This window comes from Shewanella sp. GD03713, assembly GCF_029843705.1.
Taxonomy (GTDB): Bacteria; Pseudomonadota; Gammaproteobacteria; order Enterobacterales; family Shewanellaceae; genus Shewanella.
This window is the reverse complement of the sequence record NZ_JAOCIW010000001.1, coordinates 3,173,050-3,199,142: the sequence shown is the minus strand read 5'-3', so window position 1 is coordinate 3,199,142 and position 26,093 is coordinate 3,173,050. Positions and strand designations below refer to the sequence as shown.

Sequence of the window (26,093 nt, the reverse complement as noted above, 5' to 3'; positions counted from 1 at the left end):
TTGGATCAATAAGGTAAACGAATTTATCTGGCAGTGTAGGCGTCAATTGTTAAGGATGTAATGTAAAACAAAAACCTATGTTGTACATATGGAGTATGATGATGAATAAAACTACTGTTTCTACACTGATCGCCGCCACCCTGTTAGCCGCTGGTTTCTCTGCTTCTGTTTCTGCTCATCAAGCGGGCGATATCATTGTTCGTGCTGGTGCTGTGACTGTTGCGCCAAATGAGTCAAGCGCTAACGTGTTAACTTTAGGTGAATTTTCAGTCGATAATGATACGCAGCTAGGCTTGAACTTCGGTTATATGTTGACCGACAACTTCGGTATCGAATTATTAGCGGCAACACCTTTTAGCCACTCTGTTTCATTACCTGCACCTGGCGTTGGTGAAATTGCGGAAACTAAGCAGTTACCACCGACCTTAGTGGCTCAATATTATTTTGGTGATGCTCAATCTAAATTGCGTCCATATGTAGGCGTTGGCGTAAACTACACTAACTTTTTCGACAATGATTTTAATGCACATGGTAAATCACTCGGTTTGAGTAATTTAAGTATGAGTACTTCTTGGGGCTTAGCGGCACAAGTGGGTTTAGATTACCAAGTGAATAAAAACTGGTTAGTTAACGCTTCAGTTTGGTATGCACAAATTAGTACCGACGTGAAATTCACCGCGGGCACTGATCAATACGTATTCGAAACCGATATTAACCCATGGGTTTATATGGTCAGTGTGGGTTACACTTTCTAATCATCTGATTTTAAAGTAACAAAAAAGGAGCCAGTGGCTCCTTTTTTGTTTTCGCAGTTTTATAAAGCTAAACGCGGCATTACACTACTTTTTAGCCTTTTTCGGCTTCCAGTGGCGCGTGTTGTAGATAAACTCTGGCAGCAATTTCGTGAGCCAAGCCACTAAGCGCCAACGCTTGGTCACATACACGCGGCGTTTACCCTGCTGCATGGCCTTAATGATCTGCGCCGCCACTTGCGGGAGTGGGGCAAGCCATAGCGTACTTTGCTGCATGGCGGCCTTATCCAGTAAACCGAGTTGGATGTCGGTAATGGTAATGGGCAACTTAAGCCGCTGGGCATGCATGCTTAAGCCTTCCAAATAGTTTTGCGCAAAGGCTTTAGAGGCATGGTAAGCCACACTTGGGCCGCCGCGCAGACCAGCAATCGAGTTGATGGCGGCAAGTTGGCCATAACCCTGCTCGCGAAATAATCTAAATGCCGTATTGCAGATAGCGGCAAAGCCCCGCACATTGACATCGATAATGTCCTGCTCTGGTAGCCATGGCAGCTCTGGATCGTAGCTATTGAGTCCGGTATTCACTAAGACTAAGTGGGCGCCACCTAAGTCGTGCCAAACGCTTTCGAGTTGCTTGATGATGGCGCTTGGCTGCTCAATTTGCAGTGAAAAGACCTGAACTTTAGTGGGCAGGGTCGAGGCAAATTCGCGGAGTGATTCGACATCTTGGGCAAAAAGGGCTAATTCAACCTGCTGATCGGCCAATTGTTTGGCAAGTTCGCGGCTTAAATGTGAGCTAGCGCCCACAATTATCGCAGTTGCTTGGGTCATAAATTTTTCGGCAACGAAATGGTGGCTTATCATAGGAAGATATGCCCAGCATGACAAGATTTATAGCTTGGGCGTATAGACATCCAGAAGTCTTTATGTATGATTAGGAGAAATGAAATGAGACAAGGGTTAAGGATTGGCGGACTGACATCTGCATGGCAAAAATTAGCGGCTATGGTGTTACTCGCCGTCACCACGGTGATTTCAGGTTGTGCCACACCTAATGCGATTGTCGAGATTAAAGGTGAGGCCATGTACCGCGAACGTATCGCATTGCCCGCCGATGCCAAGTTGATAGTGCAGTTGCTTGATGTCTCTAAGATGGATGTGCCCGCCGTAGTCATGGCAGAGCGCGTTTCCCAAGGGGCGAAAACCCCAACGCCGTTTAGTTTTTCGATGGGGCGTGATCAGTTTGAAGCGGGGCATACCTATGCCATTGGGGCAAGGATAATGCTCGGTGATAAGTTATTGTTTATTAATACTCAAGCCTATCATGTCGACCTCAATTCGACTGAGCCTATGACGATACTGCTTGAGAAAGTCGGTCGCTAATTTGTTTGCTCTTTGATGAGTGGCATACGCGCGCCGGAACCTTTGATTGTTGAATAGAAGAGGCGCGGTATGCCAGTTAAAATTCCAGATCATCTGCCTGCAGCAGGGATTTTAGAATCTGAAAATATTTTCGTCATGTCCGAAACCCGGGCAGCCAATCAGGATATCAGACCGATGAAGGTGCTGATCCTGAATCTGATGCCCAATAAAATCGAGACAGAAACCCAGCTTCTACGCCTATTAGGCAACACGCCATTGCAGGTGGATGTGGATTTACTGCGCATTCACGATAAAGAGTCAAAGCACACCTCAATCGATCATATGAACACCTTCTACCGTGACTTTGAGGATGTGCGCCATAAAAACTACGACGGTCTGATCATCACGGGCGCGCCCCTTGGGCAAATCGATTTCGAAGAGGTCACTTACTGGGATCATATCCGCGAGATTATCGATTGGTCACAGCAGCATGTGACCTCAGTGCTCTTCCTCTGCTGGGCAGCTCATGCGGGGCTTTACCATCTCTATGGTTTAAATCGGAAAATCCTGCAGCAAAAGCGTTCTGGGGTGTTTGTGCATCGCCGCACCTGCCAACATTTCCCATTGCTGCGCGGATTCGATGATGAGTTCTTTGCGCCGCATTCCCGCTTTGCCGAGATGGATATCGAGGAGCTTAAACAACACACTGAGCTACAAGTACTGGCGGAATCCGATGAGGCAGGGGCTTACTTAGTTCTTAGTCGTAACAATCGTAACCTGTTTGTGATGGGTCATCCCGAATACCAAAAATCTACCTTAAACGATGAATATCATCGGGATTTGGCGCAGGGATTAAATCCCAATGTGCCGCAAAACTATTATCGTAATGACGATCCTAAGGCCGATGCCATTGCTCGTTGGCACAGTCATGGCAGCCTGCTCGTCAGCAACTGGCTCAACTATTACGTTTACCAATTAACGCCCTATGACTTAAGCGATATGTCGGCCGTCACGCCGTGGGAATCGCAATAATTCCCTCTACGCATTCGGCTTAGCACTGTTTTAGCGTTTGTTTTGGCGTTTATTTTACTGCTCTCTTAAATCGAGTGGCTTTGGCTAACCTAAGGCCACTCTGCTTTTCAAACTGTGTTCGCTATATCGTTTTGTAAGCTTTTTTATCCCGCTACTTTTACCTCGGTTTAAATTGGTAATGGGCTTGGCAACTTCTGCCTCATAGCATTCACGCTGTATTTCACTCCCTTGACTGTAAATCCTGACTGACAATTTTTGTGGAATTTTCTCGACACATTAGACCAAGGAATACTTGCTTTACGTTCGCGTAAACGTCAGAGTGGTTTCATTGTCATTATTTATCCGCCGCTGGCGAGTGTTACCGCCAAGGCACATTTAGCTTGGAGTCCCCATGAGTACTGAACAATTTAACCAAGAGATCGTTATTGTTGCCGCTAAACGCACCCCAATGGGTGGCTTTCAAGGCAGTTTGTCTGGCGTAACGTCTCCGAGCTTAGCGGCCACAGCCATCAAAGCCCTGTTAGCTGACACCCAAGTAGCGCCTGATAAGGTCGATGAAGTGTTAATGGGCTGCGTATTGCCAGCGGGTCTGGGTCAAGCGCCAGCGCGTCAGGCGACCTTAGGGGCAGGTTTACCTCTGTCTGTGGGTGCTACGACCGTAAACAAAGTTTGTGGCTCTGGGATGAAAACCGTAATGCTTGCCCACGATTTACTCAAAGCGGGCAGTGCTAAGTTGGTGGTTGCTGGCGGTATGGAAAGCATGAGCCAAGCCCCTTACTTGCTAGATAAAGCGCGCTCAGGCATGCGTATGGGCCATGGCAAGGTCTTAGATCATATGTTCCTCGACGGTTTAGAAGATGCCTACACTGGCGGCGCCATGGGCACATTCGCCCAGAAAACCGCCGATGAATACGGCTTAACCCGCGAGCAAATGGATGCTTTTGCCCTAAGCTCACTGGAAAAAGCCAACGCGGCTATTAACTCTGGCGCCTTCAAGGCGGAGATTGTGCCCGTCACAGTAAGCGATCGCCGTGGTGATGTGACTATCGATACCGATGAGCAGCCAGGTAACGCTCGCCCTGAAAAAATCCCTGCACTGCGCCCAGCCTTTGCTAAAGACGGCACTATTACTGCGGCAAACTCAAGCTCAATTTCCGATGGTGCAGCGGCGCTGATGCTAACCACCCGCGCCAATGCCGAGCAGTTAGGCTTAACAGTGCTCGCCACCATCAAGGGCCACACCACCCATGCCCAGGAGCCATCACTCTTTACCACTGCGCCTGTTGGCGCTATGGCAAAACTGCTGAGCAATGTGGGCTGGTCTAAGGATGAGGTTGATCTGTTCGAAATCAACGAAGCCTTTGCCATGGTGACTATGCTGGCGGTTTCTGAATTAGGTTTAGACATGGCCAAAGTGAACGTGAATGGCGGCGCCTGCGCCTTAGGTCATCCTATCGGTTGCTCGGGCGCCCGTTTGCTGGTGACCTTAATTCATGCACTTAAAGCCCGTGGGCTTAAGCGCGGCGTAGCCTCACTCTGTATCGGTGGCGGTGAAGCGACCGCTATGGCAATCGAAGTCTAATCAAAGGCTTAATCGCGAATAACGGCAAAACAATCAACAAGACCAAGACTGAGCTGGCAAGGGCAAACATCCCGCTGAGGATAAACATAATATCGCACCGCCAGCTCGACCCTAAACAAGGAAAAGGATTGCAACATGACCACACAAGTTAAGCATTACATCGATGGCGAATTCACCACAGGCACAGGTACATCACAAATCGTGGTGACCAATCCCGCCAATAACGAGCCAATCGCCCTTATCAACAGCGCTACGGCCGATGAAGTGCACGCGGCCATTGCCAGTGCCAAGGCGGCTTTTAAGACGTGGAAAGAAGTGCCAGTATCTGAGCGTGCCCGTGTCATGTTGCGCTACCAACACTTACTTAAAGAACACCACGACGAACTGGCGACTATCCTTGCCAAAGAAACTGGCAAAACCTTTGAAGATGCCAAGGGCGATGTGTGGCGCGGAATTGAAGTGGCAGAACATGCCTGCAACATTGCCTCATTACTGATGGGCGAAACCGTTGAGAACGTCGCACGTTCAATCGATACCTACAGCTACACTCAGCCTCTGGGTGTGTGTGCGGGCATCACGCCATTTAACTTCCCAGCGATGATCCCGCTGTGGATGTTCCCTCTGGCGATTGCCTGCGGTAACACTTTTATCCTTAAGCCATCAGAGCAAGACCCAATGACGCCGCAGCGCTTAGTTGAGCTGTTTGTCGAAGCGGGCGCGCCAAAGGGCGTATTACAGCTGGTGCATGGCGATAAAACGGCGGTCGATATCCTGCTGGCAGACCCTGCGGTGAAAGCCATTTCCTTCGTCGGCTCTGTGGCTGTTGGTCAATATATCTACAAAACCGGTACCGATAACTTAAAACGCGTGCAAGCTTTTGCTGGGGCAAAAAACCACTGCGTGATCATGCCTGATGCGAATAAGCAGCAAGTCATCAACAACCTAGTGGGCGCATCGGTTGGCGCTGCGGGTCAACGCTGTATGGCGATTTCGGTCGCGGTATTTGTCGGCGCGGCTAAAGAGTGGATCCCTGAGCTTAAAGAAGCCTTAGCTAAGGTTCGCCCAGGTTTATGGGACGATAAAGAAGCCGGTTACGGCCCGCTGATCAGCCCTGCCGCTAAAGCGCGCGTGCTCAAACTTATCGCCCAAGGTAAGGAAGAAGGCGCAGAGTGTTTACTCGATGGCAGCCACTTTAGCGTGGCAGGTTTCGAGTCAGGTAACTGGGTAGGACCGACCATGTTCACTAAGGTCACGACCGATATGAGCATCTACAAAGAAGAAATCTTTGGCCCTGTGCTTTGCTGTATGGAGTCGGATTCATTAGAAGATGCTATCGAACTGGTTAACGCCAGCCCTTACGGTAATGGTACCTCTATCTTTACCGCAAGTGGCGCCGCCGCCCGTAAATATCAACACGAAATCGAAGTTGGCCAAGTCGGTATCAACGTGCCTATCCCTGTGCCATTACCTTTCTTCTCGTTCACGGGTTGGAAGGGCAGCTTCTACGGCGACCAACACGCTTATGGTAAGCAAGCGGTACGTTTCTACACTGAAACTAAGACCATTACCTCCCGCTGGTTCGAGTCGGACATTGCCGTGGCCGCAGGTCCAAATATGAGCATTAACTTGCGCTAAGCGGTTTAAAAGCAGTTTCAACGCATTGTGACACAGCAGGTTTTTCAATCTAAACGTGGCGTCAGTTGGCGCCCATTGATGATAAGCCTGCCGATAAATTCACTGTGTATTACGCAAAAGATATTGACGAAAAGAAATGGCCAAAGAGTCATAGGAGAGCCAAATGGATTTTAATTTCAACGAAGACCAACGCCAATTTGCCGATCTGGCTCGCCAGTTCGCGGCGGATGAACTTGCCCCCTTTGCCGCCAAATGGGACGAAGAACATCATTTCCCTAAGGATGTGATCCAAAAAGCCGGTGAGCTGGGTTTCTGCTCCCTCTATTCCCCCGAGTCTGAAGGTGGAATGGGGCTGTCACGTTTAGATGCCTCGATTATTTTCGAAGAGCTATCTAAAGGCTGTACAGCCACAACGGCTATGCTGACCATTCACAATATGGCCACTTGGATGGTCACCACTTGGGGCACAGAGACGCTGCGTCAAGCTTGGTCAGAGCCTTTGACCACGGGTCAAATGCTGGCGTCTTACTGCTTAACTGAACCCGGTGCGGGTTCGGATGCGGCATCACTGCAAACCAAAGCGGTGCGTGAAGGTGATGAATACGTGGTATCTGGCTCTAAGATGTTTATCTCGGGTGCAGGCTCAACGGAATTATTAGTTGTCATGTGCCGCACTGGGCAAGCTGGGCCAAAGGGGATTTCCGCCATTGCCATTCCTGCTGACAGTGAAGGCATTATCTATGGCAAGGCCGAAGATAAGATGGGCTGGAACGCGCAGCCGACACGCTTAGTTACCTTCGATAATGTGCGTGTGCCCGTTGCAAACCTGCTCGGCGAAGAAGGCCAAGGCTTTACCTTTGCGATGAAAGGCTTAGACGGTGGCCGTATCAATATCGCTACTTGCTCCGTCGGTACGGCGCAGGCGGCTTTAGAGCGTGCAACTCAGTACATGAATGAGCGTCAGCAATTTGGTAAACCGCTGGCAGCCTTCCAAGCACTGCAATTTAAGCTTGCCGATATGGCGACCGAATTAGTGGCCGCACGTCAAATGGTGCGTCTGGCTGCCTTTAAACTCGACAGTGGCGACCCAGAAGCCACCGCCTATTGCGCGATGGCGAAGCGTTTTGCCACCGATGTGGGCTTCCAAGTTTGTGATGCTGCGCTGCAAATTCATGGCGGATATGGTTATATCAGGGAGTACCCCTTAGAGCGTCATTTCCGTGACGTTCGTGTACACCAGATTTTAGAGGGCACTAACGAGATTATGCGCCTCATTATCGCCCGTCGTTTACTCGACGAAAATGCCGGACAAATCCTCTAAGCTGCCCAGATGGGACTGTAGGATTTGGCGATAACCGATTGGAAATATAAGGGAGCCGAAACAGATGGAATATTTAGTTGAGCGTATCGAAGGCCACACGGCGATTCTGACGATGAACAATCCGCCGGCCAACACTTGGACCGCCCAGAGTTTGCAGGCGCTCAAGGCCAAAGTGCTGGAGCTTAATGCCAACAAGGACATTTACGCGCTGGTGTTAACTGGCGAGGGCAACAAGTTTTTCTCCGCGGGTGCCGATTTAAAACTGTTTAGCGACGGTGATAAGGGCAATGCGGCGAGCATGGCAAAACACTTTGGCGAAGCATTTGAAACCTTAAGCCAGTTCCGCGGCGTGTCGATTGCCGCCATTAACGGTTATGCCATGGGCGGCGGCTTAGAAGTCGCGCTGGCCTGTGATATTCGTATCGCCGAAACCCAAGCCGTGATGGCATTGCCTGAGGCTACCGTTGGTCTGTTGCCCTGTGCGGGTGGCACTCAAAACCTGACCGCTTTAGTGGGCGAAGGTTGGGCAAAACGCATGATCCTCTGCGGTGAGCGGGTGAATGCCGCCCAAGCGCTGAATTTGCGTTTAGTCGAGGAAGTGGTTGAAACGGGTGAAGCCTTAAATGCGGCGATTGCACTGGCCGCCAAAGTGGCGAATCAGAGCCCAAGCAGTGTGACTGCCTGTAAGACACTTATCCAAGCTGGGCGTCAAATGCCGCGCAGCCAAGCCTTACCGATAGAGCGTGAACTGTTTGTCGGATTGTTCGATACTGAAGATCAGGCCGAAGGCGTGAACGCGTTTTTGGAAAAACGTAAAGCTGATTGGAAGAACCGCTAATGACAAATTTAGTAGATAAGGCTGCACACACGTCCACCACACAAAATGTGGTTTTTCAAACCTTAGCCACCGCCTCGGGTAAATTAGTTGGGGTGGTGACGCTCAATGTTGAAAAAGCCCTCAACGCCTTGGATCTCGATATGGTTCGAGCCATGACGGTGCAGCTCAATTTGTGGAAAAAAGATCCGTTAATCGCCTGTGTGGTACTCGATGGCAGCGGAGAAAAGGCGTTCTGTGCGGGTGGCGATGTGCGCGCGTTATATCACGCGTCTGTTGCTGCTAAGGGACAAGTGACTGAGGTCGCTAAAGTATTCTTCGAAGAAGAATATCGTCTCGATTATCTACTGCATACCTATGGCAAACCTGTGCTGGTATGGGGAGATGGCATAGTGATGGGCGGCGGTCTGGGCCTGATGGCGGGCGCGAGTCATAGAGTCGTGACTGAAACCTCCCGTATCGCCATGCCCGAAGTCACCATTGGGCTTTATCCCGATGTGGGCGGCAGCTATTTCCTCAACCGCATGCCGGGCAAAATGGGGCTGTTTTTAGGGCTAACGGCCTATCAAATGAACGCCGCCGATGCCTGTTACGTTGGCCTTGCCGATCATTATCTTAATCGTGACGACAAAGAGCTGATGTTCGATGCCATGGCGACCCTCGATTGGAGCGATACGCCAGCGCTGAACCATCAAAGACTCGACTCGATGATCAACGAACTGTCGAACCAAGTGGACATCCCTAAGGGCGATAGTTTACTGGCCGAGAGTCAAGAGATGATCGACCGACTGATGGCGGGCAGCTTGACGGATATCGTCAGCCGGATGTCAACCTTAAGCACCGAAGAAGCCTGGTTAAATAAAGCCTGTACGACCATGCTCGCGGGCAGCCCTATCAGTTGGCATTTGGCGTATATCCAAACCCAACTCGGCACCAAACTCAGCCTAGCGCAATGTTTTAAATGGGAATTAACCGTGAGCATTAACACCTGCGCTAAGGGCGATTTCTGTGAAGGCGTACGGGCACTGCTGATCGATAAAGACAGGCAACCCAAATGGCAATTTGCCGATGTGCAATCCGTGCCAAACAGCGTTATCGAGGGCATTTTGACCTCACCTTGGGGAGAAGAACATCCCTTAAGCCAATTAAGCTAAGCCAATCAATGGCAGGCAAAACGAGCGCTTTGCCTGCCATTTTTGTCTGGAATAACAACTATCTGGAATAATAAAGACACCAGAACACAGGAGTGATGGCATGAGTACAGTAGCATTTATCGGTTTAGGTAATATGGGCGGCCCAATGGCGGCCAATTTATTAAAAGCGGGCATGACGGTACGTGTCTTCGACTTAGTGCCAGCCGCCATGCAAGCCTTGGCCGACCAAGGCGCTTTAGTGTCGAGCACGGCATGCGGCGCAGCGGCGGGGGCCAATGTGGTGATCACTATGCTGCCTGCGGGTAAGCATGTTAGAAATTTATATTTAGGTAATGGCAGCGAGAAAGGCCTACTCGACGTAGTCGCTGGCGATACTTTGTTGATTGATTGCTCGACCATTGATGCCCAAAGCGCCCAATTGGTGGCGGCCGAAGCGGCTAAGAGTGGTATCGAATTTATCGATGCGCCAGTATCGGGCGGTACGGCGGGCGCGGCGGCAGGCACCTTGACCTTTATCTGTGGTGGCTCGGACATCGCCTTCGAACGCGCGCAGCCAGTGCTTAACGCTATGGGCAAGAATATCTTCCATGCGGGCGGCGCAGGAGCCGGTCAGGTCGCTAAAATCTGCAACAACATGCTGCTATCTGTGTTGATGGTGGGTACTTCCGAGGCGCTGCAAATGGGGGTTGACCATGGTCTCGACCCTAAAGTGCTATCGGACATTATGAAGGTCAGCAGCGGCGGTAACTGGACGTTAGAGAAGTACAATCCTTGCCCAGGCGTAATGGAGAATGTGCCTTCTTCTAAGGGCTATCAGGGCGGCTTTATGGTAGATTTGATGGTTAAAGATCTCGGCCTCTCTCAAGAAGCTGCATTATTGAGCAATTCGAGTACACCCATGGGCTCACTCGCACGCAGCTTGTATGTGAATCATGCAAGACAAGGCAATGGTCGCCGAGACTTCTCCAGTATTTTTGAACAATTTGCACCACTTAAAAAATAGATAAACAAGGGATAACCAGATGGATTTAAAAGATAAGGTTGTCGTCATCACTGGCGGCGCGGGTGGTTTAGGCTTAGCAATGGCGCACAATTTTGCGCAGGCGGGCGCTAAGTTGGCGCTGATCGATGTTGATCAAGAAAAACTCGAGCGCGCCTGCGCCGATTTAGGCTCAGCCACCGAAGTCCAAGGTTATGCGTTAGATATTACTGACGAAGAAGACGTGGTCGCAGGTTTTGCTTACATATTGGAAGATTTCGGCAAAATCAACGTATTAGTGAATAACGCCGGCATCCTGCGCGATGGCATGTTAGTTAAAGCTAAAGACGGCAAAGTGACTGACCGTATGTCATTCGACCAATTCCAATCGGTGATCAATGTTAACCTTACTGGCACCTTCCTCTGTGGCCGTGAGGCGGCTGCGGCGATGATTGAATCGGGTCAAGCTGGTGTGATTGTCAACATTTCTAGCCTCGCCAAAGCGGGTAACGTAGGTCAATCTAACTACGCAGCCTCTAAAGCGGGTGTGGCGGCCATGTCTGTGGGTTGGGCAAAAGAGTTAGCCCGTTACAATATCCGTAGCGCAGCGGTAGCACCAGGGGTGATTGCCACTGAAATGACCGCGGCGATGAAGCCAGAAGCGCTTGAGCGATTAGAGAAGCTTGTGCCCGTTGGCCGTTTAGGCCAAGCGGAGGAGATAGCTTCTACCGTACGCTTTATCATTGAAAACGATTATGTAAATGGTCGTGTCTTTGAAGTGGATGGCGGTATCCGTCTGTAATATGGTATCTTATTGATATTAAACAAAACCGAGCATTTGCTCGGTTTTTTATTGGGTAAAGATTTGTGTGTGGCAGACGATTTTAGCGCCGTGCAAAGGTGGATCGGAGTTGACATTTACTGGCTATCCTTCAACAATCGCACTCCACTTTTTTTACATAACTTTACAAATAGGGTTGACATTATAGTGATGGAGTTGATTATCTGAATGTCATGGCAGGATAAGGCCCTTTGGCTTGAAAAAATCACTAAGCGCATGATGCTGATAGTCGGTGTCTTGGGTGTGATAGTGATCTACGGCGGCTTCTTCTTTCTTCTTTTCACAGGTCGTTCGGTCGCGGTGATCCCGTGGTTTTTTCTGCTGTCACCTTGGATTTGTATTTATTTTGGTCTCACGCAAGTGCAGCAGGCCAATGTCATCAAGTGGTTTATCAGAAAAGTTAAAAAATAAGCCCAAAAGGGCAGTAGCATATTTCGGTTTGTTCAGTTGGCAAACTTGGGGAATACAATGGGGTTAGGACGCTATTTACCATATCTGCTGAGTGCAGTTTTGCTGCTGGGCGGGTGTGAGCGTACGGATACACACGATTCAAGTGCCAAGGAAAATGGCGATATTAAAGTTGCACCCTATGGCAGCTGGCAATCGCCCTTGTCTGCGGCTTCGGTGTTTGAGCAGGCCGATGATATTGCCGAGTTGCAAAGCGTGGGTGACGCGATTTATTTTGCCGAATCCAGTGGCAGCGCTCAGGGCAAAGTTGGCATTAAACGCCTCGATGACCTTGGCAAAGTGACCGAAGTGGTTCCCCCTGATTTTAATGTCAGATCTACCGTGCATGAGTATGGCGGCGCAGCATTCTTAGGAATAGGCCAGAGCTTGTTTGCCACCAAATTGCAGGATCAGCTGTTTTACCGTTTCGCCCCGAATCAACCGCCATTACCGTTAACCCCCAATGGCACCCGCCATGCCGATTGCGTGGCGTATCCCAAGGGCTCGCGGATTATTTGTGTGCGTGAAGACCACCGTCAGGGCGGCGAACCTAAAGCCAGCCTAGTGACCATCAATCTTAACTTTGCCGGTGAAGGCGATACCTTTGTCACTGGCCATGACTTTATTTCTTCCCCCACGATTTCCCCCGATAACACGCAATTGGCGTGGATCACTTGGGAACATCCCTATATGCCTTGGGATAACAGCGTGCTCTGGCTTGGGGACCTTGACCGTAAGGGCCAGTTAAAAAATATTCGTAAGGTGAATACGCCCAAGGATTCTTCGGTGACTCAGCCCTTATTCGGCCCCGACGGCAACTTATATGTGGTGTCCGATCTCAGTAACTGGTGGAACATCTACCGCGTGACGCCACAACAAACCTTAGTGCCAGTGCTGAGTAAAAATGCCGAGTTTGCCGTAGCCGATTGGCGTTTAGGTAACCATAACTACGCCTTCGAAAATGCCTCGACCTTGATTGCCAGCTATGTCGAAGGTAATCGAGCTGCATTGCTGCGAATGCACTTAGATTCCGGATTAACCGAATCCCTTGCCGTTGATTTTGCTGAGATTACTCAGGTGGTGAAGGGCGAAGATGGGGTTTACTTTGTCGGTGCTAAGGCGACACCAGAGAAGGGCATATATCGAGTTGTCGGCCGTGGCACAGAGTTAGTCTATGCGCCTGCACTGCCGAATCTTGACCCTAATTATGTGTCGCGGGCAAAAAATATCGCCTTCGCGACGGGTAAAAATCAGCAGGCCTATGGTTATTTTTATGGTCCGGTGAATCCCAATTACATTGCGCCCCACGACACCAGGCCGCCGCTTATTGTGATGTTACATGGCGGGCCGACGGCGCGCGCATCACTTGCCTATCGCAGTGAGATCCAATTCTGGACCAGCCGCGGCTTTGCCGTGTTAGATTTAAACTTCCGTGGCAGCAGTGGCTTTGGCCGCGCCTATCGCCAGAGCCTGTATGGCAAATGGGGTGAAAGCGATGTGGAAGATGCCGTCAATGCGGCCAAGTATTTAGTGGCTAAGGGCTGGGTCGATGCAAATAAGCTGGCAATTCGCGGGATCAGCGCCGGTGGCTTAACCGTGATGTCTTCCTTGGCGTTTTATGATGTGTTTCAAGCGGGCGTGAGCTACGAGGGCATCAGCGATTTTGAGCAGCTCGCCAAGGGCACACATAAGTTTGAATCTGGCTATTTAGATCAGCTTATCGGCCCCTATCCCGAGATGAAGCAACGTTATCGCGAGTTATCGCCACTCAATCACTTAGATGGCTTGAACGAACCCCTGCTGATTTTCCAAGGCTTGAGAAACAAGATTGTACCGACGGCTTACATCGACTATGGAGATGATTCCGATGAGGGGCGAACGCCTGAGCATAAAGCCGCTGGCTTAGAAACCGAGTTAGCCTTTTATGGCCAAGTATTTCACTTTACCCCTGCGGGTAAGTTGCCAGCCTTACAGTTGGATAATGTGGCCGCGCTAAAGCACTAAAACAAATGCGCTAAAACAAAAGCACTAACGCCTTGGCATTTAAGTCTTAGCGACAACCCCATCAAAAAGCCTGCATCCAAGCAGGCTTTTTTATGGCTGCGTGTTAATGCAGATGATTAAGCATTTAGTGCTGGTGATTAAGGCTATCAATAATCGCGCAGTGGGGCTGGTCGCCACCTTGGCACTCGCTGACCATTTGCTGTAACTGGCTACGAAGATTCTGCAATTTACCAATTTGCTCCTCAACATAGGCCAAATGGTTGCGGGTCAGTTGCTTTACCTCTTCGGCATTGCGGCTGTCGTTATTGCGAAGGCCAAGCAGGAGTTTGCAATCCTCGAGACTAAAACCTAAGTCGCGGCACTGATGGACAAATTTCAGCGATTCGATATCCCGATGGCGATACACCCTGTATCCCGCCTCGTTACGCTCACCGCAGACAAGGCCGATATCGTGGTAATAGCGTATGCTTTTGACGCTTAAGCCTGTGTGCTTCGCAACTTCACCAATTTTCATACTGACCTCGGTTCTTATCTGTTCTAAAGACTCGTGCAGACAAGTGTGATACTTGCCACAAAAACACCCTTGACTCTCCCGTGATGGGAGACTTTATCTTAATCCTATAGCGGTTAAGTTCAAGTGAGGGATCTTCCATGTCGCAGATAAAACTCTATGTCGCCACCATGAATTGTGCAGGCTGTGTGGCCAAAATTGAAAAGGCCTTTGCGGCCGAGCCGAATGTGAGTGCCCGTATCAATCTCGCCGATAAGCAAGTGACTGTGGATGGCAAGATGAGCAGCGATGCGGCGCTGGCTGTGATGGATAAGGCGGGTTATCCCGCCCAGTTGATTGTGGACGCAAAGGCGGCCGCTGAGGAAAAACGGGTAGAAGATGCGGCGGAGTATCGCCTGCGGATGCGTCAGGCCATCGCCGCGCTCGCTGTCGGTATCCCTATGATGTTATGGGGATTACTGGGCGGCGAAATGATGATTAATAGCCCTAACATGCAGCTTGGCTGGGGCATCATGGGCTTAGTCACCTTGGCACTTTTAATCGGTACCGGGCGCCATTTCTATCAGGGAATGTGGCGTGCGCTTAAAGCCAAAACCACCAATATGGATACTTTAATCGTGTTAGGTACGAGCACTGCATGGCTCTATTCCATGCTGGTGGTGCTTATCCCGAGTGCGTTTCCAATGGACACTCGCCATGTGTACTTCGAGGCGAGCGTGATGATCTTAGGCTTAATTAACTTAGGTCACGCTCTCGAACTCAAAGCTCGGGGCAAAACCAGCGAAGCGGTGCAGCGCTTACTCGGCCTGCAATCTTCTACCGCGATTCGTATTGGCGACAATGGCGATGAAGAGGTGGAAATCGATAAGCTTAAACTGGGGGATAAACTCAGACTTCGCCCCGGTGACAGGGTCGCACTCGATGGCATAGTAGAGTCCGGCCAGTCATTACTCGATGAGGCCATGCTGACGGGTGAACCGATTCCTGTGCCTAAGCATGTTGGGGATAATCTCAGTGCGGGAACTGTCAATGGTAACGGCAGTTTAGTCTACCGAGTGACCGCGGGGTCGCAGGATACGCGCCTTGCCAAAATCATTGCACTGGTGCAGGAGGCGCAAACCTCTAAGATGCCAATTGGTCGTCTGGCCGATAAAATTTCGGCGGTGTTTGTGCCAACGGTCGTGGTCATCGCCTTACTCGCGGCGGCGATTTGGTATCTTGTTGGGCCAGAACCCGCGCTCAGTCATGCGCTTGTGGTGCTTACTAGCGTGCTGATCATCGCCTGTCCCTGCGCCTTAGGGTTAGCGACACCTATGTCTATCATGGTGTCCGTTGGCCGCGCCGCTCAAATGGGCGTCTTGGTTAAAAATGGTGAAGCACTGCAAAGCGCCAGCAAGGTCGATTGTGTGGTGCTGGATAAAACCGGCACAGTGACTCAGGGGAAACCCCAAGTGACTGATATCCACTGGATTGAAGGTAATGACCAAGCTCCTAATGACCAAGCACTCAGTGATGAAGACAAGCGCGCACTGCTTGGCGCGATCGCCAGTCTTGAGCAGCATTCGGAGCATCCGCTGGCCAGCGCAATTGTCAGCCATGTTAAGCAAGCCTCGATTCCATTGCCTGTGACCGAGATTTTTACCAATCATCAAGGTAAGGGCATTGAAGGGCGAGTCGATGGCGCCGACTTTTTAGTGGGCAATCAAGCCTTAATGGCGGCATTTGATGTGCAGTCAGAGAAGGGCGTGACAGGCAGCCACTCAGGCTTTGCGGTAGAAGCCGCCGCGCAATTTGCTAAACAGGGCAAGACGGCGATTTATGTCGCCAAGGCGGGCAAGTTAGTGGCCACTATCGCGATTGCCGATCCGATCAAGGCCGATGCTAAAGACGCAATAAGCGCCATCCGCTCACAGGGGATTCGCGTAGTGCTGCTGACTGGAGATAATCTGCAAACGGCGCAGGCGGTGGCAGCACAGGTAGGCATAGAGGAAGTGATTGCGGGCGTGTTACCCGAGCAAAAGCAGCAGCATATTAAAGCCTTACAACAGCAAGGCCATGTGGTTGCCATGGTGGGGGACGGTATCAACGATGCGCCAGCCCTGATGAGCGCCGATGTGGGGATCGCCATGGGATCGGGCACTGAGGTGGCGATCGAAAGTGCGGATATGACTCTGCTGTCCCATCAGCTGATAGTGATTGCTAACTTATTGGCACTTTCCCGCGCGACTATTCGCAATATTAAACAGAACCTGTTTGGGGCCTTTATCTACAACAGTTTAGGGATTCCAGTGGCGGCGGGCGTCTTGTATCCGCTCACGGGTATGCTGTTAAGCCCTGTGATTGCCGGGGCGGCGATGGCGCTGTCTTCCTTAACTGTGGTCACCAATGCGAACCGGTTAAGACAGCAAAAGTTATAACGCTTGCGCTCGCATGAGTGATAACACTTTGCCTCGCTAAATCGAGAGGCAGTGAGTAAGCACTCCCAATCCAGCCCGCATTTTGCGGGCTGTATTGTTTGAACTTAAATATCAACCTCAGCCTAAATGCCTGCCCAAACTCAAGCACAAACCCCAGTCCAAACTTTACATCCAACTCGTGAATTATTTTGCGGATTCATCCTGCTGTCATCCCATTCGATTAACTTGAATCATCCGGTAAAAATGTTGCTGAAATAAGCCGTTAGCTTAGGTTAATGCCAGCACTAAAATAAGCGTTGTAGCCCGTTATTTTGCCTGACGATTCGCGGCTAAGTAGGCCTTTTTAGTTGATAATTTAGCCCAAACTGCTATAGTGCCACGTTTATTTTTACCCCCTCAGGTTAGACAGCTTGGCTTTCGCAAATAGGGTTATACTTAGTTGCCTTGCCAGACGTCCGGCCAACCTAACTCGATTTGGAAGTTCATTTTGATCACTACAGCGAATATCACCATGCAGTTTGGCTCTAAGCCACTGTTTGAAAACATCTCAGTTAAATTCGGCGGCGGTAACCGTTACGGTCTTATCGGTGCGAACGGCTGCGGTAAATCAACCTTCATGAAGATCCTTTGCGGTGATCTAGAGCCGAGCAGCGGTAACGTATCCTTAGACGTCAACGAGCGTCTGGGTAAGTTAAGCCAGAACCAATTCGGTTATGAGGAATTCACCCTCATCGATACAGTGATCATGGGCCACCGTGAACTGTGGAAGGTGAAGCAAGAGCGTGACCGTATTTATTCTCTGCCAGAAATGAGCGAAGAAGACGGCATTGCCGTGGCAAACCTTGAGATGGAATTTGCCGAAATGGACGGTTACACCGCCGAATCTCGCGCCGGTGAGCTGTTACTCGGTGTGGGTATTGGTATCGAAAGCCATTTCGGTCTGATGTCTGAAATCGCGCCAGGTTTAAAACTGCGGGTGTTATTGGCGCAGGCGCTGTTCTCCGATCCTGACGTCCTGCTGCTCGACGAGCCCACCAACAACTTGGACATCGACACCATCCGCTGGTTACAGGACGTACTGAACCAACGCGACAGCACCATGATCATCATTTCGCACGACCGTTACTTCTTAAACTCAGTCTGTACCCATATGGCAGACTTAGACTACGGTGAACTGCGCGTTTACCCAGGTAACTACGACGAATATATGCAAGCGGCCTCTCAAGCCCGTGAGCGTCTGCTGGCCGACAACGCCAAGAAGAAAGCGCAAATCTCTGAGCTGCAAACCTTCGTGGCGCGCTTCTCTGCGAACGCTTCTAAGGCAAAACAAGCGACTTCGCGCGCGCGTCAAATCGATAAGATCAAGCTGGAAGAAGTTAAAGCCTCTAGCCGTGTTAACCCATTCATTCGTTTCGATCAGGAAAAGAAACTGTTCCGTAACGCATTAGTGGTTGAAAACTTAGCCAAAGGTTACGACACGCCGCTGTTTAAAGACTTAAACCTTATCGTTGAAGTGGGTGAGCGTATCGCCATCCTCGGTGAGAACGGTGTGGGTAAAACGACCTTACTGCGTACCTTAATCCATGATATTCCTCAGGATGAAGGTCTGATCCAATGGTCTGAAAACAGCAACATCGGCTACTACGCGCAGGACCATGAGTCAGATTTCGAAAACGACATGACCCTCTTCGAGTGGATGAGCCAATGGCGTAAACCTGAAGACGACGACCAAGCGGTACGCGGTATTTTAGGCCGTATGCTGTTTAGCGCCGACGACATCAAAAAGTCAGTCAAAGTGCTGTCGGGTGGTGAAAAGGGTCGTATGTTATTTGGTAAGCTCATCATGCAAAAGCCAAATATCCTGATGCTCGACGAACCAACCAACCACATGGATATGGAATCGATCGAATCATTAAACAACGCGCTGGAAAAATACGAAGGCACCTTACTGTTTGTGAGTCACGACCGCGCATTCGTATCGTCACTGGCCAACCGTATCCTTGAAATCACTCCGAACGGCGTGAATGACTTCAAGGGCACCTACGATGAGTTCCTCGTGAGCAAGGGCATCGAAGGCTAATCACTTGGTTTAATGATTAACTCGCCTTAAGTATTCAGATAAAAACGCCGCTTATTAGCGGCGTTTTTGTTGCTGACTTTTAGCTTGAGTATTGGCCCTGAGTATTGGCCTTGAGTGTTTTAGCTTGGATGAGCGGTTATGGCTTAACTTCGGCTTTTTGTTCGACATAAATCAAACTGTTGGTATCAAAGCCGCGGGCGCTCGCCATCTCGACAAATTGCTTCATCACCTCTGGGGATACGGTCGGAGTTCTTGCCAATAGCCATAAATAATCCGTATCAGGCCCCGAGATAAAGGCGTATTGGTAATCTTGCTGGTCGAGCCCAAAGACCACATAGGAGCCATAAAATGGCCCGAAGAAGGAGACCTTTAAATAGGCTTCCCCATCACCGTTGACAAAATAGGCCTTACCTTCGGCCTCTTTCCATTGCTGGGTATCATTAGAATAACCCCGATTAATGACTTTAACGCCGCCATCGGCTTTAAGGCTGTATTCGGCGGTGACTTGGGTTAATCCGCGCTCGAAGGAATGGTCGAGCCTCGCAATTTCATACCATTTGCCTAAGTAACGCTCGAGCTCAAAATCCTTAACCGGTTCGACATTGCGTGGCATACCCAAACAACCCGATAACACTAATACACTGATAAGTAAGAGTAGTTTTTTCACTTAAGACTCCAGTTAAACCCGAGTGCCTATTATTAGTTATATGGCTAATTGTGCGTTTAACTGTACGCTTAAGTCGGGCAATCCTTCAAGGTTTTGCTGGCCGAGTGGCGCTGGCTTAAGTAACCCTGTGCCATACCCGCCAACATAATCAACGCCACCCCCAGCATTTGCTGCGTTGTGAGCGCCTCATCAAATAACCACCAAGCGAGTGCGACCACCACTACAGGTTCGACGTAGGAGAGGGTGCCATAGGTGACCGAAGGCAGCTGCGCGAGGGCTTTTACCGCAAACAGAATGGCTAAAAATCCCGGAAAGAAGCCAATCGCCAGCAGCCAAGCAAATTGATTCAGACTCGGCACTAAGGGCGTCGTTAACACTAAGGGCAGTAAGCAGAGGGCGCCGACACTGAGCTGGACTAAGGTGCTTTGATAGGGCGAAGCGGCGCTCGGTTTACGGTTGATTAAGATAAAGCCGCAATAGGTCAGCAATGCGAGCAGAGCATAAAAATATCCCATGATTTCATTGTCGTAGAGTGACTGACTCGAGGTTACGGGCAGCATCAGCATAAAGCCTAGCAAGGCGAGCACCACACTGGCGATGCTGGAGCGCTTAAGCCTCTCGTGAAACACAAAATGGGCAAAGAGTGACGCCAGCACAGGGGCGAGATAGATAATCATGATCACCGTTGCCATTTGGGTGTATTCAATGGCCTCGATATAAAAAGCCATAAATCCCGCCAACATAGCGCCATTTATCAAGGTGCGCTTGCTGGGTTTGTGGCGAATTTGCCGTCCCTTACCCGTGAACAACATATAGGCCATTAAAAACAGCGCGCCGAGTAGCAGGCGGTAAAAGGTAATATGTTCGGCGGGCAGGGCAGCAAAACGGGCGAATACGCCAATGGTGCCCATCAGGCTCGCGGCCAGTAGGGCAAGCACTATGGCCAGTGCGGGTGGCGGTGTCATGTATCACCTTTAATGCAAATAATTCAACGACGAAGGGAGCTGAGTTTGCCTTAAAAATGCCGCCTAGGCGAGTGCTATTGCGAACGCTGTGTTGGCGCGGTGTGATAAAGATGCAACCGCCCGACACAAGCCGAGATTGATGGGTTGACTGCGCTAGCAAGCCATCAATCCTCAGCTACACAATCGACTTACGCGAGCGAAAATGATTTAAGGGGTCTTGGCAATAACTGGCCTTAACCTGCTGCAACATTTGATAATTTTGCCCAAAGTAGCGTGCGGTCGGGATGGTATTGTCCTTAAAGCTGATAAAGGCGCCAGAGCTATTGGCAATGCTGGCATCGCGGCAGGTGTCTATCCAGTCGAGCGCCTTATTCACTCGGGGATACACTGAGTTCACCTGCATTAAGGCTTGCTCTTGGAGTTCACTATTCCACCATGCTTGATACTGAATAATGTAGGCCTGCTCCTTGTAGGGGAAGGCGCTCTGACTTTTTTGTACCTCACCAAGCGCGCGATAAAAATCACCGGCAATTGCGCTTAGGGTGACATAGGTAAACAAGCCTAATTGCCGATTGCCATCAATCAGTTGGGGTGAGGTGAGGCTGTCGATAAGCGCAATATGCCCCTGTTTTAGTCCCTGTGCATGGGCCAAGCGTGATGTCACCCTATGGGGCGCGGGTCTGAGTAGATCCTGTGAGTGATGGCGCTGATTTTTATAGAGTTGTATGTCCTTATCATTAAGCAGTTCAGCCAATCTATGGTTTAAGACGGGTTGTAAATCCTGAATCGCTTCGCGGTTCCAGCTCTCCATCAATTCATCGCCATAGGATTGGGTTAAGCCGCCCATGGCCGCCATTTGTACCCGGTTAGGTTTTAAACCGACCTCACTAAACTGGGCTTTAATAAAGTGCGCAAGGCTTGCGGGATTGCCCTCCCAATAGCCGTACATAATGCAGTTATGTTTAGCCTCTTGTGGCGCCTGCACCACAGTGTTTAATGGCGGTTTTACCCCTTGCAATAGGGCGGGTTTGGCTTGAATTTTAAGGTTAGTCCCCAGCAAACAAGGCAGATTATCGGCCAGAATAATCTGCTCCCAACGCTCCAATAATCTTAAGGTCGGGGTGGTTTCTCGTAGCTGTTGGCTGTCCTTCTGATACGGGTTCCACTCCAGCTCAAATTTCAGCAGGCTTGGGGGCAGGGCAAAGGTCTGCACAAAAAAACGGGTCACAATACCATAGCTTAGGCCCCCGCCGCCCTTGAGCGCCCAAAGGAGTTCGGGCTTATTGGCCGCCGAGACCACTTGGGTTTCACCTATGCCCAACACGATTTCCGCCTGCACTAAGCTTTCGCAGCACATGCCGTATTTGCGGCACCAAGGTCCCCAACCGCCGCCCATAATAAAGCCCGCCAAGGCATGGGAGGCACTGGTGCTGTGGGGCAGCATTAAGCCCTTTTGCGCCAGATAACTGGTTAACGCCTGCATGGTACAACCTGGCCCAATGGCGACAATGCCACTGATGGGATCGAGCTCTATGCTGTTCATCGAGGATAAGTCGATCACTATGCTATTGGTCTCGCCACTTTCCCCTTCGTGATCATGGCCGCTAGAGCGCACGCTAATGGCGAGGTGATAATCGACCGCCGTCTTATAGACCAGTTTTACCTCTTGGCTGCTGCGGCATTTGATGATGGCAAGAGGCTTTTTTTGCAAGCGGCGATTAAACAGTTGGCAGGCTTTTTCGTAGGCCAACATCTGTTGTCCCGTGCTCACCCAAAAATCCTGCTCTGCATAATACTGGCCATCGGTAATGATATGGTCGCTGGCAATATGGCTGCGCACTTCGTTAATAAAGCGCATAAAATGCTTAGCTTGTCGGGTGACCACATTTTCACTGATACGGATCTCGGCCGTTAATCGGCTCGAGGTCGACTGGCTGATAAAGCAATCAAATTCCAGTTCATTGCTCAGTTGTAAATCAATGTGCGAGCGATGGGGCGTGAGGGATTTTAAAATATCGAAGCTCAGTTTGATATCGGCACTCTCTTTCGCTTGATAATTCGCCTTATAAATAAAATGTGGCCAATTATCACTACTGGATTCAATCATATAAGCGCAGCGTTCATGGGCGGGAATAATACTGGGTAGCTGCTTGTTAAAGTGGTTGCTGTTTAAGTTCTGCTTATTAAAACTATATTCGGTGTCATTAAAAATAATGAGCATGACTTCCTGTCTTGCCAATTGATTTGGCATTAAGTGGAGTTCGTGCTTTGCATGTTTTTTAGGATAAATATATAAATTACTGTCAATCAGCGCCGCTTGTTGGTGTGGATGTAAATAACAATCTAAAATTTCGGCTTCGGTTAAACAGGTTTCAATCAAGTTGATATTAACTATCTCACCATCAAAAATCGTAGTGGTTTGCGTGGCGGCTTTTAATTTAGCCTCATCCGTTAAGGGGATTGAATGCTGTTGTAAATGGATTTCATCACCGTCGATAAAACAGCTTAATTCATGGTATTGGTAGGTAATGGATAATAAATGCCAATAACCATCATTTAAGCCGCCTAAGGTGGAAATAGTGTCAATCTGTAATAACTGGCTATTAACTCGAATCTCAATATGGCCAAGTGGCGTAACTTGTACGATAAAGCTGGGATAATTAGCTTGGTCGCAATACTGAAATACAGTCCCGCCCTGCAGGGTTTTCACCCACGCCTGAAAAGTAAATACATCGAGCGTGTGACTGAGGGGCAATGGCGTTAAGGAAAGTGAATTCATTGAGGCGGTTGTCTCTTGGCTCTGTGCTTGAGCCACAGTGTTGATTAACGTATCCGAAGCGCTATGGGGTGTTTTCGGCGGTTTCATCGGCAACATCCTTGTTTAATTTCTATCCCTGACAATTGCTTAAGCTCAATCGCGGCGACCTACAGTGAGGCGTTTATCCGGTCACGACCATCGGCCTTGGCGCGGTAAAGCGCGGTATCGGCGGCGCACACCATGGCGAGTGAGGTACGGAACTGGCCATTGACTTCACTGGCAATCCCTTGGCTGGCGCTTACTGAGACATAATCCCTGAGCCCTTGGTCAGTAAAACGAATGTTATTAATCCCTTGCTGAATTTTTTGCGCTATGGTCAGCGCCATTTTAGCATTGTGATTAGGTAGGATCAGCGCAAACTCTTCGCCGCCATAACGGGCAGCAAGACCGATGTCGATAGGCACAATAGCGGCGATCACTTTGGCAATTTTTCTAAGGCATTCATCACCTTGGATATGACCGAACTGATCATTAAACACCTTAAAATAATCCACATCGATAATGACTACGCTGATAGGGCGTAGTTTGGCGGTGCATTCTTCCCAGTGCTGTTGCAGCATTTCATCAAAATAGCGACGGTTCGCCAGTTGGGTGAGGGAGTCGGTGGCGGCCAACTTGCGCAGCTTTTGGTTTTCCGCCTTATGCTGAGTTAAATCGTGCATTACCATCACAAACACAGGTTCATGGCTGGGAATATAAGAGATAGACAACTCCACATCTTTGGCCTTGCCAGAGGCGCAGATCAGCGTAGTTTCCTGCGCTGGGTGCTGCACGGGGTGACCACAGTTGGTGCCTAATTGCACATCGTGGCTCAGAAGATTGTCATAGCGCGCTTGATGATGTTCGGTCAAAAAATTGCGCCAGTCTTGGCCCTTTAAAGTCGCCTGCGGGCAATCGAGCAGCTCGGCACTGCGCTGATTGCACGAACGGATAAAGCCATTGGCATTCACTAAGATCACGGCTTCGGTTAAATGTTGAATAAAGAGCTCAATGGTCTCGAGGGAAGAATGCTCGAAAAAGTTCAGCGGTAGCTCGGCACTCTTTGCAGGTTGAGTTGCGGGCAATGCAGCATCATCGACAATGGATAAGGCGGGTTGTTGGCGAGCCAGTTTCGGTGAGTTTGTCATTGTTATCTTTCTCCGTGAACTTTAATCATCTGCGCTAGGCGCTTTTCTGAGGATGACTTTATTCTGGCGGAAGAAAAGATACCTTCTGCTTACCTTCTGGTTTAACCTATTGTTTATAAATGAATAAAAAGTTTGCTTCCGAGTGGTTTGGGGTAGTGTTCACGTCGATTCGGCGCTATTAATGTCGTATGAAGGTGAAATAATGCGCAAATTTGCGAAGCAGAATTGGTTAAAAGGGGGGGGGAATTGACACTCAGGCGTTTGGCTGTGGCAAGCAGAGGGGGACTGGAAGGGGAAAAGGGGACTGCTAGGCAGTCCCTTTCAATGGAGATTAGATTTCAGGACGGTTAATAACTTGCGGATCTGGGCTTACCAACAGCAAATCATTTTCATCAGTCGCAAAAATAAATTGATACTTGCTGACACCGCTATGTTGAATATTGTTTTGCAGTTGGATAGTTTGCCCATCAGAGCTGACGGTCACTGTTTCAATATGTCCATCAAAGGGATTGGTAAAGCCCGCGCCAGTTAAGCGCAGTCCCTTAGGCGAGGTAGGCTGTGGGACTAACTGGTAAGTGATGGTGGCATTTTCAGTGAGTTCCACATTGCCATCACATTCAACTCCCGCCTGAGCATAATGGAACTGCGCCTGCTTTTGACTATCGAGGGTGACCATTAACTCAATCGGGGCGTTAGCGGCACACACTGGCAGGGTTGTATTGTTTAACAGTAATGTATCAGCCGCAGTCACTATGGCGGCGCCTTGATATTGGGCGATGTGTGTTTGCTGACCAAACAAGGCCAAAATGTGATAGACCTCGGTGGCGGTCAAGGGGGCAGAGAGTAACTGTTTATCAAAACTGATATTTTGGCCCTGTGCAAGCCCAGTGATGCTGTCGAGGAACAGCGGTAAGTTACCGGCTAAGGCGTCCAGTGGTGACGGTGCATTGAGTAGTTGCTGTAAATCGGCAGGGGTTTTCACTGGTGCAAGGGCTTGGTCGATTTCAACTTGAGTCGCGGCTTGGGCGGAGAAGGCGGCACCGATGAGTGCCAGTGTTATCAGCGTTTTTTTCATTATAATTCCATTTAAATTCAATTGGTTTTATGTATTTAAGTATGATTGTTGGGGCTAGTAAAAAAGGGACAGGGTTGGCTGTCCCCACTTATTGATTAATTTGGATCGTTGATAATTTCTGGATCTGGGCTTAATAGCATCAGAGTGTTAGTACTATTTGTTAACACAAATTGAAATTTGGTTGTACCTGGAGTGTGGTCTAGGTCAACCATTTGCAGGAGTTTGCCATCACTACTTAAGGTTATAGCATCAATAATTTGGTCGAATGGGGTTAAGAATCCTGCACCTACAAATTTAAGATCCTTTCCTGTTTGGTCATCAAGCAGGTATGTAATAGTACTTGCGGCTGTAACTGTAACATCGCCTGGGCATTCAGCACCTTCGGAGTCGGTGTAACTAAAAACAGGTTCACCATTTTCTAGTGCAACAGTTACTTTAATATAGTGAGCTTGACCATAAGTATTTTGCATTTTTCCTTCCTTATTGGTT

General features: G+C 49.6%; 22 protein-coding genes. 14 read left to right on the top strand and 8 right to left on the bottom strand.

The genetic code is table 11. The features are described from left to right. Window positions 1–98: 98 nt before the first annotated feature. Window positions 99–755: an outer membrane protein OmpW gene (ompW, locus tag N5E87_RS14150; protein ID WP_164717871.1), complete on the top strand. Its 657-nt coding sequence runs from the start codon at window positions 99–101 to the stop codon at window positions 753–755. Window positions 756–839: 84 nt separating this feature from the next. On the opposite strand, the gene N5E87_RS14145 is transcribed toward ompW, so the two are convergent. Then, the gene (locus N5E87_RS14145; protein WP_086902424.1) at window positions 840–1,583 is read right to left on the bottom strand and encodes an SDR family NAD(P)-dependent oxidoreductase; all 744 of its coding nucleotides are present in this window, start codon (window positions 1,581–1,583) and stop codon (window positions 840–842) included. Window positions 1,584–1,700: 117 nt separating this feature from the next. Here N5E87_RS14145 and N5E87_RS14140 point away from each other — a divergent pair, with 117 nt between their 5' ends. From N5E87_RS14140 to N5E87_RS14090, 11 genes are all read left to right on the top strand, one after another. After that, the gene (locus N5E87_RS14140) at window positions 1,701–2,135 is read left to right on the top strand and encodes a YbaY family lipoprotein (RefSeq protein WP_086902399.1); all 435 of its coding nucleotides are present in this window, start codon (window positions 1,701–1,703) and stop codon (window positions 2,133–2,135) included. 69 nt (window positions 2,136–2,204) lie between these two features. Further along, window positions 2,205–3,146, top strand: coding sequence for a homoserine O-succinyltransferase (gene metA / locus N5E87_RS14135; RefSeq protein ID WP_086902400.1), 942 nt, complete (start codon window positions 2,205–2,207; stop codon window positions 3,144–3,146). A gap of 391 nt (window positions 3,147–3,537) precedes the next feature. Beyond that, window positions 3,538–4,728, top strand: a complete 1,191-nt coding sequence (locus N5E87_RS14130; protein WP_086902401.1) for an acetyl-CoA C-acyltransferase — start codon at window positions 3,538–3,540, stop codon at window positions 4,726–4,728. A 135-nt stretch (window positions 4,729–4,863) separates the two neighbouring features. Continuing rightward, a complete protein-coding gene (locus tag N5E87_RS14125; RefSeq protein WP_086902402.1) occupies window positions 4,864–6,363 on the top strand; it encodes a CoA-acylating methylmalonate-semialdehyde dehydrogenase in 1,500 nt (499 codons plus the stop codon). A gap of 163 nt (window positions 6,364–6,526) precedes the next feature. After that, window positions 6,527–7,684 (top strand): acyl-CoA dehydrogenase family protein, encoded by a 1,158-nt coding sequence (locus N5E87_RS14120; RefSeq protein WP_086902403.1) that lies wholly within the window; start codon window positions 6,527–6,529, stop codon window positions 7,682–7,684. Window positions 7,685–7,748: 64 nt separating this feature from the next. Continuing rightward, on the top strand, window positions 7,749–8,522 hold the full coding sequence (locus tag N5E87_RS14115) for an enoyl-CoA hydratase (RefSeq protein WP_011623346.1): 774 nt from the start codon (window positions 7,749–7,751) through the stop codon (window positions 8,520–8,522). Further along, window positions 8,522–9,673: an enoyl-CoA hydratase/isomerase family protein gene (locus tag N5E87_RS14110; protein WP_086902404.1), complete on the top strand. Its 1,152-nt coding sequence runs from the start codon at window positions 8,522–8,524 to the stop codon at window positions 9,671–9,673. The genes N5E87_RS14115 and N5E87_RS14110 overlap by 1 nt, the downstream gene beginning before the upstream one ends. 100 nt (window positions 9,674–9,773) lie before the next feature. After that, the gene (mmsB, locus tag N5E87_RS14105; protein WP_086902405.1) at window positions 9,774–10,676 is read left to right on the top strand and encodes a 3-hydroxyisobutyrate dehydrogenase; all 903 of its coding nucleotides are present in this window, start codon (window positions 9,774–9,776) and stop codon (window positions 10,674–10,676) included. A 19-nt stretch (window positions 10,677–10,695) separates the two neighbouring features. Further along, complete coding sequence (locus tag N5E87_RS14100; RefSeq protein WP_011717645.1) at window positions 10,696–11,454, top strand: SDR family oxidoreductase; 759 nt, start codon at window positions 10,696–10,698, stop codon at window positions 11,452–11,454. A gap of 207 nt (window positions 11,455–11,661) precedes the next feature. After that, window positions 11,662–11,904, top strand: coding sequence for a hypothetical protein (locus tag N5E87_RS14095; RefSeq protein WP_086902407.1), 243 nt, complete (start codon window positions 11,662–11,664; stop codon window positions 11,902–11,904). Between the two features lie 57 nt (window positions 11,905–11,961). Continuing rightward, window positions 11,962–13,944 carry a prolyl oligopeptidase family serine peptidase gene (locus tag N5E87_RS14090; RefSeq protein WP_086902408.1) on the top strand — a complete coding sequence of 661 codons (1,983 nt, stop codon included), beginning with the start codon at window positions 11,962–11,964 and terminating at the stop codon, window positions 13,942–13,944. Window positions 13,945–14,068: 124 nt separating this feature from the next. Here N5E87_RS14090 and N5E87_RS14085 read toward each other — a convergent pair whose 3' ends face one another. Then, window positions 14,069–14,458: a Cu(I)-responsive transcriptional regulator gene (locus N5E87_RS14085; protein ID WP_086902409.1), complete on the bottom strand. Its 390-nt coding sequence runs from the start codon at window positions 14,456–14,458 to the stop codon at window positions 14,069–14,071. Between the two features lie 137 nt (window positions 14,459–14,595). Between N5E87_RS14085 and N5E87_RS14080 the strand changes: the two genes are divergently transcribed. Further along, window positions 14,596–16,872 carry a heavy metal translocating P-type ATPase gene (locus N5E87_RS14080; RefSeq protein WP_086902410.1) on the top strand — a complete coding sequence of 759 codons (2,277 nt, stop codon included), beginning with the start codon at window positions 14,596–14,598 and terminating at the stop codon, window positions 16,870–16,872. Window positions 16,873–17,359: 487 nt separating this feature from the next. Continuing rightward, window positions 17,360–18,952 carry an ABC-F family ATPase gene (locus N5E87_RS14075; protein ID WP_083757913.1) on the top strand — a complete coding sequence of 531 codons (1,593 nt, stop codon included), beginning with the start codon at window positions 17,360–17,362 and terminating at the stop codon, window positions 18,950–18,952. Between the two features lie 136 nt (window positions 18,953–19,088). Here the strand turns inward: N5E87_RS14075 and N5E87_RS14070 are convergent, their stop codons facing one another. The 6 genes from N5E87_RS14070 to N5E87_RS14045 all read right to left on the bottom strand — a co-directional run bounded on the left by N5E87_RS14070 (window position 19,089) and on the right by N5E87_RS14045 (window position 26,074). Next, window positions 19,089–19,619 carry a lipocalin family protein gene (locus tag N5E87_RS14070; protein WP_086902411.1) on the bottom strand — a complete coding sequence of 177 codons (531 nt, stop codon included), beginning with the start codon at window positions 19,617–19,619 and terminating at the stop codon, window positions 19,089–19,091. Window positions 19,620–19,687: 68 nt separating this feature from the next. Further along, complete coding sequence (locus N5E87_RS14065) at window positions 19,688–20,584, bottom strand: DMT family transporter (protein ID WP_086902412.1); 897 nt, start codon at window positions 20,582–20,584, stop codon at window positions 19,688–19,690. Window positions 20,585–20,759: 175 nt separating this feature from the next. After that, the gene (locus N5E87_RS14060) at window positions 20,760–23,450 is read right to left on the bottom strand and encodes an FAD-binding protein (RefSeq protein ID WP_126511611.1); all 2,691 of its coding nucleotides are present in this window, start codon (window positions 23,448–23,450) and stop codon (window positions 20,760–20,762) included. Window positions 23,451–23,509: 59 nt separating this feature from the next. After that, window positions 23,510–24,529, bottom strand: coding sequence for a diguanylate cyclase (locus tag N5E87_RS14055; protein WP_086902413.1), 1,020 nt, complete (start codon window positions 24,527–24,529; stop codon window positions 23,510–23,512). Window positions 24,530–24,860: 331 nt separating this feature from the next. After that, a complete protein-coding gene (locus N5E87_RS14050; protein ID WP_086902414.1) occupies window positions 24,861–25,604 on the bottom strand; it encodes a DP-EP family protein in 744 nt (247 codons plus the stop codon). A 95-nt stretch (window positions 25,605–25,699) separates the two neighbouring features. After that, window positions 25,700–26,074: a DP-EP family protein gene (locus N5E87_RS14045; RefSeq protein WP_086902415.1), complete on the bottom strand. Its 375-nt coding sequence runs from the start codon at window positions 26,072–26,074 to the stop codon at window positions 25,700–25,702. Between the last annotated feature and the right edge of the window lie 19 nt (window positions 26,075–26,093).

Excerpts from the sequence above, each read along its gene's own strand:
- N5E87_RS14130 (WP_086902401.1), top strand. The coding sequence starts at position 3,538 with ATGAGTACTGAACAATTTAACCAAGAGATCGTTATTGTTGCCGCTAAA.
- N5E87_RS14125 (WP_086902402.1), top strand. The coding sequence starts at position 4,864 with ATGACCACACAAGTTAAGCATTACATCGATGGCGAATTCACCACAGGC.
- N5E87_RS14060 (WP_126511611.1), bottom strand. The coding sequence starts at position 23,450 with ATGAAACCGCCGAAAACACCCCATAGCGCTTCGGATACGTTAATCAAC.
- mmsB (WP_086902405.1), top strand. The coding sequence starts at position 9,774 with ATGAGTACAGTAGCATTTATCGGTTTAGGTAATATGGGCGGCCCAATG.
- N5E87_RS14045 (WP_086902415.1), bottom strand. The coding sequence starts at position 26,074 with ATGCAAAATACTTATGGTCAAGCTCACTATATTAAAGTAACTGTTGCA.
- N5E87_RS14090 (WP_086902408.1), top strand. The coding sequence starts at position 11,962 with ATGGGGTTAGGACGCTATTTACCATATCTGCTGAGTGCAGTTTTGCTG.
- N5E87_RS14080 (WP_086902410.1), top strand. The coding sequence starts at position 14,596 with ATGTCGCAGATAAAACTCTATGTCGCCACCATGAATTGTGCAGGCTGT.
- ompW (WP_164717871.1), top strand. The coding sequence starts at position 99 with ATGATGAATAAAACTACTGTTTCTACACTGATCGCCGCCACCCTGTTA.
- N5E87_RS14145 (WP_086902424.1), bottom strand. The coding sequence starts at position 1,583 with ATGACCCAAGCAACTGCGATAATTGTGGGCGCTAGCTCACATTTAAGC.
- N5E87_RS14115 (WP_011623346.1), top strand. The coding sequence starts at position 7,749 with ATGGAATATTTAGTTGAGCGTATCGAAGGCCACACGGCGATTCTGACG.
- N5E87_RS14140 (WP_086902399.1), top strand. The coding sequence starts at position 1,701 with ATGAGACAAGGGTTAAGGATTGGCGGACTGACATCTGCATGGCAAAAA.
- N5E87_RS14100 (WP_011717645.1), top strand. The coding sequence starts at position 10,696 with ATGGATTTAAAAGATAAGGTTGTCGTCATCACTGGCGGCGCGGGTGGT.
- N5E87_RS14050 (WP_086902414.1), bottom strand. The coding sequence starts at position 25,604 with ATGAAAAAAACGCTGATAACACTGGCACTCATCGGTGCCGCCTTCTCC.
- metA (WP_086902400.1), top strand. The coding sequence starts at position 2,205 with ATGCCAGTTAAAATTCCAGATCATCTGCCTGCAGCAGGGATTTTAGAA.
- N5E87_RS14120 (WP_086902403.1), top strand. The coding sequence starts at position 6,527 with ATGGATTTTAATTTCAACGAAGACCAACGCCAATTTGCCGATCTGGCT.
- N5E87_RS14095 (WP_086902407.1), top strand. The coding sequence starts at position 11,662 with ATGTCATGGCAGGATAAGGCCCTTTGGCTTGAAAAAATCACTAAGCGC.
- N5E87_RS14055 (WP_086902413.1), bottom strand. The coding sequence starts at position 24,529 with ATGACAAACTCACCGAAACTGGCTCGCCAACAACCCGCCTTATCCATT.
- N5E87_RS14085 (WP_086902409.1), bottom strand. The coding sequence starts at position 14,458 with ATGAAAATTGGTGAAGTTGCGAAGCACACAGGCTTAAGCGTCAAAAGC.
- N5E87_RS14065 (WP_086902412.1), bottom strand. The coding sequence starts at position 20,584 with ATGACACCGCCACCCGCACTGGCCATAGTGCTTGCCCTACTGGCCGCG.
- N5E87_RS14110 (WP_086902404.1), top strand. The coding sequence starts at position 8,522 with ATGACAAATTTAGTAGATAAGGCTGCACACACGTCCACCACACAAAAT.